Source organism: Cereibacter changlensis JA139, assembly GCF_003034985.1.
Taxonomy (GTDB): domain Bacteria; phylum Pseudomonadota; class Alphaproteobacteria; order Rhodobacterales; family Rhodobacteraceae; genus Cereibacter; species Cereibacter changlensis.
This window is the reverse complement of the sequence record NZ_PZKG01000192.1, coordinates 1-5,845: the sequence shown is the minus strand read 5'-3', so window position 1 is coordinate 5,845 and position 5,845 is coordinate 1. Positions and strand designations below refer to the sequence as shown.

The window sequence follows — 5,845 nt, the reverse complement described above, 5'->3', positions numbered from 1 at the left end:
GGCCAGCATCACCACCGAAGAGGACCGCGGATGGGTGCGGCAGCGTCTTCACCGAGGACCAGGAGAAGGTGCCGATCGACACCATGATCATGATCGCCACCAGCGCCGGCATCGGGATCCGGCTGACCAGATCGCCCAGCACCACCACCATGAACAACAGGCAGGTCCCGGCGAAGAAGCAGGACAGCCGCCCCCGCCCGCCGGATTTCACGTTGATGATCGACTGGCCGATCATGGCGCAGCCCGCCATGCCGCCGATGAAGCCGGTCGCGGCATTGGCCACGCCCTGACCGATGCACTCCTGATTGCGGTTCGATTTCGTGTCGGTCAGATCATCGACGATGTTCTGCGTCATCAGGCTTTCCAGCAGCCCGACGACCGCGACCGCCAGCGAATAGGGCAGGATGATCAGCAGCGTCCCGAGGGTGAAGGGGATGTCGGGGATCAGGAAGACCGGCAGCGTGTCGGGCAGGGCGCCCATGTCGCCGACGGTGCGGACCTCCAGCCCCAGCGCCAGGGTCAGCAGGGTCAGCACGATGATGGTGACCAGGGGCGAGGGCACCGCCCGGGTGATCCGCGGGAAGAGATAGATGATGGCGAGGCCAAGGGCGACCAGCGCATAGGTCAGAAGGCCCACGTTTCGCGGGTCGAGCTCCGGCAGCTGCGCCATGAAGATCAGGATGGCCAGCGCGTTGACGAAGCCGGTCATCACCGATTTCGACACGTAGCGCATGACGAAGCCCAGCTTCAGCAACCCCATGCCGATCTGCAGCAGCCCGGCCAGCACCGTGGCGGCCAGCAGGTATTGCAACCCGTGGTCGCGGACCAGCGTCACCATCAGCACCGCGGTCGCCGCGGTCGCGGCCGAGATCATGCCGGGGCGGCCGCCGAAGATGGCGGTCAGCACGGCGATGGAGAAGGAGGCGTAGAGCCCGACCTTCGGATCGACCCCGGCGATGATCGAGAAGGCGATGGCCTCGGGGATGAGCGCGAGGGCGACGACCAGCCCGGCCAAGAGATCCGCCCGGATGTTGCCCAGCCATTGCTGGCGATAGGTAGCGAGTGAAAACATGTATGTCCCGTTCCTGACCGGCCTCCGCATGGCGTCGGGCCGATGGATGTTCGTGGTGGTTTGAACGGTTGTCCGGCGGATCGGCGGCCGGAGGAGCCACCCGGGAGTCCCACCCGGGTCCAGTCGATGCAGCGGCCATAGCCGAAATGCGGCAAAATGCCAAGCGCTTGCTGGAAAGGGCCGCGCCACGCCGGGCGCCCTTGCCAAATGGTTAACAGAAACGGAGATTCACTGACAGATCAGGAAGTTGCTCTCCGTTTCACGCGTGAAAACCACGGCCCGGGCAGCCCCTCAGGCCGTCCAGCGCCGCAGCCGGGTCAGGATCGCCTCGAAGCCGAGGTCGATGACGATGGCCAGCCCGCCGACCAGCAGCGCCCCCTGCAGCACGTAGCCGATGTTGTTGCCGTTCAGCCCGACGATCATCGGCGAGCCGAGCGAGACCGCCCCCACCGTCGAGGCCAGCGCCGCCGTGCCGATGCCGATGGTCACCGAGATGCGGATGCCGGCGAGGATCACCGGCGCCGCCAGCGGCAGCTCGACCTTTCGCAGCAGCTGGCGCCGGGTCATGCCGATCCCCAGCCCCGCCTCCCGCGCCGCCGGCGGCACGCCCTCCAGCCCGGCGATGGTATTCTCGCAGATCGGCAGCAGGCCGTAGAGGGCGAGCGCGAGGAAGGCCGGCCAGAAGCCGAAGCCGATCATCGGCACCGCCAGCGCCAGCACCGCCACCGGCGGGAAGGTCTGGCCCATGGCCGAGAGGGTCTCGACCAACCGGCGGAACTCCCGCCCCGAAGGCCGGGTGACGAAGATCCCCGCCGCCACGCCCACCACCGTCGCCAGAAGGCTGGCCGTCGCCACCAGCCACAGATGCGCCAGCACCAGATCGAGGAAGGGCTGCTGCACATAAAGCGGCCGGTCGAGCTGCGGGAAGAGCCGGGCGAACAGCGGCCCGCTCCGCGGCAGCGCCGCCAGCAGCGCGGAGAAGCCCGCCAGAGCCATCAGGAAACGGCCGACCGCCCGCCGCTCCGGCCGCGTCATGTGACGATATCCGCCAGCAGCAACAGGCCGACGCGCCGCCCGGTGCTGTCCTCCACCCCCAGCCGGTCGGTCTTCAGCGCGACCATGTGCGACAGGGCGAGCCGCAGGCTGTCCTGCTCGCGCACGGCCTCGGCGACCGCGCCGCTGTCCTCGCGCCGCATGTGGGCGCCGGCGGTCTCGACCGAGAGCAGCTTCAGCCCGTAGTCGTCCTTGCCGAGGAACTCGCGCACGAAATCGTTCGCCGGGGCGTGCAGCAGCTCGCGCGGGGTGGCCGATTGCACGATCCGGCCCTTGTCGAGGATGACGACGCGGCTGGCGAGGCGCAGCGCCTCGTCCATGTCATGGGTGACGAAGACGATGGTCTTGCCGGTCTCGGCATGGATGCGGCGCATCTCGGCCTGCAGGCTGTCGCGGGTGATCGGATCGAGCGCGCCGAAGGGCTCGTCCATCAACAGCACGTCCGGGTCGGCGGCCAGTGCCCGGGCGACGCCCACCCGTTGCTGCTGCCCGCCCGAGAGCTGGTGCGGATAGGCCGTGCGGAAGCGCGCGGCATCGAGGCCGAGCAGGGCCATCAGCTCGGCGATGCGCGCCTCGATCCGCGCGGCGTCCCAGCCGAGAAGCCGGGGGACGGTGGCGATGTTGGCCTCGACCGTCCAGTGCGGGAAGAGGCCGACCGACTGGATCGCGTAGCCGATGCGGCGGCGCAGCACCTCGGGGGCGAAGGAGCGGATCGGCTCGCCGGCAAAGCGGATCTCGCCGGCGCTGTGCTCGATCAGCCGGTTGATCATCCGCAGGATGGTGGATTTGCCCGAGCCCGAGGGGCCGATCAGCACGCAGAACTCGCCGCGCTCGACGATCAGGTTCAGCCCCTCGATCACTGTCACCGCGTTGAAGGTCTTGGTGATGTTGCGGAATTCGATCATGCGCTTCCTCGTTTCGACAGGTCGACCGCCGCCTTGAACAGCGCATCGGCCAGGGCGGCGAAGGCGATGATCGGCAGCGCCCCCAGCAGGATCAGGTCCAGCGCGTTGGAGAACAGCCCCTGGAACATGATGGCGCCGAGCCCTCCGGCGCCGATCAGCGCGGCCACGGCGGCGAGGCCGATGGCCTGCACCACGGTGATCCGCAGCCCCGACAGGAACACCGGCAGCGCCAGCGGCGCCTCGACCTTCCAGAACACCTGGCGGCGGGTCATGCCCATGCCGCGCGCCGCGTCGATGGCGCTGGCCGGCACCTGGGCCAGCCCGGCGGCGGTGTTGCGCACGATCGGCAGCAGGCTGTAGAGCGTCAGCGCGATCACCGCCGGTGCGAGGCCGATGCCGCTGATCCCCAGCGCCCTTGCGGCCGGAACCAGCGTCGCCAGCGCCGAGAGCGGCGCGATCAACAGGCCGAAGATGGCGATCGAGGGCACGGTCTGCACCAGGTTCAGCCCCGAGAGGATCGAGGCGCCGAGCCGCCGCCGGCGATGCGCCAGCACCCCGAGCGGGACGCCGAAAGCCAGCGTCGGCAGCAACGCCGCCAGCACGATCACCGCGTGCCGCAGCAGCGCGGCCTGGAACTGGTCGGCGCGGTTGGCGTATTCCTTCAGGATCGACAGCTGGTCGAGATGGCCCGACAGCACCATGGCCAGGATCGGCAGCGCCGCCGCGAGACCGATGACCAGCCGCAGCACCGGGCCGGGACCGGCGCGGGCGACGAGGTCGGCCAGCGCCAGCACCGCCGCCAGCGCCATCACCCAGAAGCCGGCGCCGAAGGAGGTCCGCGCCGCCCGGCCCGCGTCCTGCGCCAAAAGCTCGGCCCCCAGCGCCGCGGCATGCACCAGCCCGACGAGCAGCAGCAGGGCGGCGAGCGCCAGCAGGCCGACGGTCCTGCGCCGTTGCGGCAGGAACGGCCCGGCCAGCAGCGCCAGCCCCGGCAGCAGCACCAGCCAGGCGCCGGAGCCCAGCGTCCAGAGCGGGACCGGCTGGCCCGAGATCAGCCGGTTCGGCGCGTGGCTGAGGAAGGGCAGCGCCAGGGCGCCGACCAGCAGCAGCAGGGCAAGCAGGCACAGGGGACGGTTGTGGATCGCCAAGGGGTCTTCCGTTCGCGGAAAGGGCCCGCCCCGGGACGGGGGCGGGCGGAAGGGTTACTTCAGGAACCCTTCGGCGGTCAGGTAGTCGGTCGCGACTGTGGTGATGTCCTGGCCCTCGACCTGGATCAGCGCGTTCAGCTCGCGCAGGGTGGAGGCGTCCAGCGTGGCGAAGACCGGGTCCAAGAGGTCGCGGATCTCGGGATGCGCGTCGAGCACTTCCTTGCGCACCGTCGGCGCGGGCTCGTAGACCGCTTGCGCGCCCTTGCTATCCTCCAGCACCACCAGACCCAGCGCCGCGATGGCGCCGTCGGTGCCATAGACCATCGCCGCGTTCACCCCCGAGGTCTGCTCGGCCGCGGCGCGGATCGTCGCCGCGGTGTCGCCGCCGGCCAGTATCCAGAGCTGCTCAGGCGCAAGGGTGAAGCCGTAAGCCTCCTGGAAGGCCGGCAGCGCCGCCGGGCTCTCGACGAATTCGGCCGAGGCGGCCAGCTTGAAGTCGCCGCCGCCCGACAGATACTCCGGCAGGTCCTCGAGCGAGGTCAGCCCGCCCGCCGTCGCCGTATCCTCGCGCAGCGCGATGGCCCAGGTGTTGTTCGCCGGGGCCGGCTTCAGCCAGACGATGTCATTAGCGGCATCGAGCTCCGCCGCCTTTGCCGCGGCCTGCCCGGGGTTCTTCCAGGCCGGATCGGTGTCGTTGCTGAAGAAGAATCCGGCATTGCCGGTGTATTCCGGATAGATGTCGATCTCGCCCGCGGTCAGCGCGTCGCGCACGATGTTGGTCGGCCCGAGCTGCAGCCGGTTCTCGGTGGCAATGCCGTTCGCCTCCAGCACCTGGATGATGATGCTGCCCAGGAGCGCGCCTTCGGCGTCGAGCTTCGAGCCGACGCGCACGGCCTCTTGCGCCGCCGAGGCGCCGGCGGTCAGGGTCAGGACGGCCAGGGCGCCGAGGAGCGTGCGGCGGGGGAAAAGCAGGGTCATTCTTGGTCTCCGGAGGGGAAGGGCGCGGGAATGCAGGTCTCTGGGGGCGCTGCGGGCCGGACGGCCCGCGGCTGGCTTTCGGGCGCGACCGGGAAGGGCCGCCGGTTGAGAGATAGCGCGGCGCGGCGCTGGTCAACTCTGCGAGATCGGATCGGCGGCGGAAAGCGGGTTTTGCGGGGTTTCGCGAGGCTTGGCGGCGGTTTCCGCCGGTTCGTGCCCGCGCCGCGTCGCTTTGCCGGACCTTCCACGCGCCTTTCGTCGTTATCCCTGCAAGACATCGCCGGGCCCGCCCGGCCAGACCGCATTGGAGAGTCCCATGAGCCATGACACATCCGACCGCAACCTGCGCATCCTGCTCGCCTCGCGGCCCGAGCGCGCGCCCTCGGCCGAGAACTTCACCCTGGAAGAGGCGCCGATCCCGGAGCCGGGGGAGGGGGAGGTGCTGCTGAAGGTGCTCTACCTCTCGCTCGACCCCTATATGCGCGGGCGGATGAGCGCGGCGAAATCCTATGCCCGGCCGCTGGAGATCGGTGAGGTGATGGAGGGCGGCACGGTCGCCCGGGTGATCGCCTCGCGGCATCCGGGCTTCGCCGAGGGCGATGTCGTGCTGTCCTATTCCGGCTGGCAGCGCTTCGCCCTGTCCGATGGCACCGGGTTGCAGAAGCTGGACCCCGCCCGCGCCCCGGTCA

General features: G+C 70.0%; 4 protein-coding genes, 2 pseudogenes and 1 other annotated feature. Of the genes and pseudogenes, 1 reads left to right on the top strand and 5 read right to left on the bottom strand.

The genetic code is table 11. From position 1 onward, the window contains the following. From C5F48_RS21405 to osmF, 5 genes and pseudogenes are all read right to left on the bottom strand, one after another. Positions 1–1,072: pseudogene (locus C5F48_RS21405) on the bottom strand (SulP family inorganic anion transporter); the annotation flags it as partial. 66 nt (positions 1,073–1,138) lie between these two features. Beyond that, positions 1,139–1,196: a sequence feature (sul1 is cis-regulatory element that is thought to sense ions involved in sulfur or methionine metabolism; They are found in Alphaproteobacteria), on the bottom strand. A gap of 167 nt (positions 1,197–1,363) precedes the next feature. Then, positions 1,364–2,107 carry an ABC transporter permease gene (locus C5F48_RS21400; protein WP_245941475.1) on the bottom strand — a complete coding sequence of 248 codons (744 nt, stop codon included), beginning with the start codon at positions 2,105–2,107 and terminating at the stop codon, positions 1,364–1,366. Further along, positions 2,104–3,030, bottom strand: coding sequence for an ABC transporter ATP-binding protein (locus C5F48_RS21395; protein WP_107665789.1), 927 nt, complete (start codon positions 3,028–3,030; stop codon positions 2,104–2,106). The genes C5F48_RS21400 and C5F48_RS21395 overlap by 4 nt, the downstream gene beginning before the upstream one ends. Then, on the bottom strand, positions 3,027–4,178 hold the full coding sequence (locus tag C5F48_RS21390) for an ABC transporter permease (protein ID WP_107665788.1): 1,152 nt from the start codon (positions 4,176–4,178) through the stop codon (positions 3,027–3,029). Before C5F48_RS21390 ends, C5F48_RS21395 begins: the two co-directional genes overlap by 4 nt. Before the next feature lie 54 nt (positions 4,179–4,232). After that, positions 4,233–5,156 carry a glycine betaine ABC transporter substrate-binding protein OsmF gene (osmF, locus tag C5F48_RS21385; RefSeq protein WP_107665787.1) on the bottom strand — a complete coding sequence of 308 codons (924 nt, stop codon included), beginning with the start codon at positions 5,154–5,156 and terminating at the stop codon, positions 4,233–4,235. 316 nt (positions 5,157–5,472) lie between these two features. Here osmF and C5F48_RS21380 point away from each other — a divergent pair. Further along, positions 5,473–5,845: pseudogene (locus C5F48_RS21380) on the top strand (NADP-dependent oxidoreductase); the annotation flags it as partial.

Excerpts from the sequence above, each read along its gene's own strand:
- C5F48_RS21400 (WP_245941475.1), bottom strand. The coding sequence starts at position 2,107 with ATGACGCGGCCGGAGCGGCGGGCGGTCGGCCGTTTCCTGATGGCTCTG.
- C5F48_RS21395 (WP_107665789.1), bottom strand. The coding sequence starts at position 3,030 with ATGATCGAATTCCGCAACATCACCAAGACCTTCAACGCGGTGACAGTG.
- osmF (WP_107665787.1), bottom strand. The coding sequence starts at position 5,156 with ATGACCCTGCTTTTCCCCCGCCGCACGCTCCTCGGCGCCCTGGCCGTC.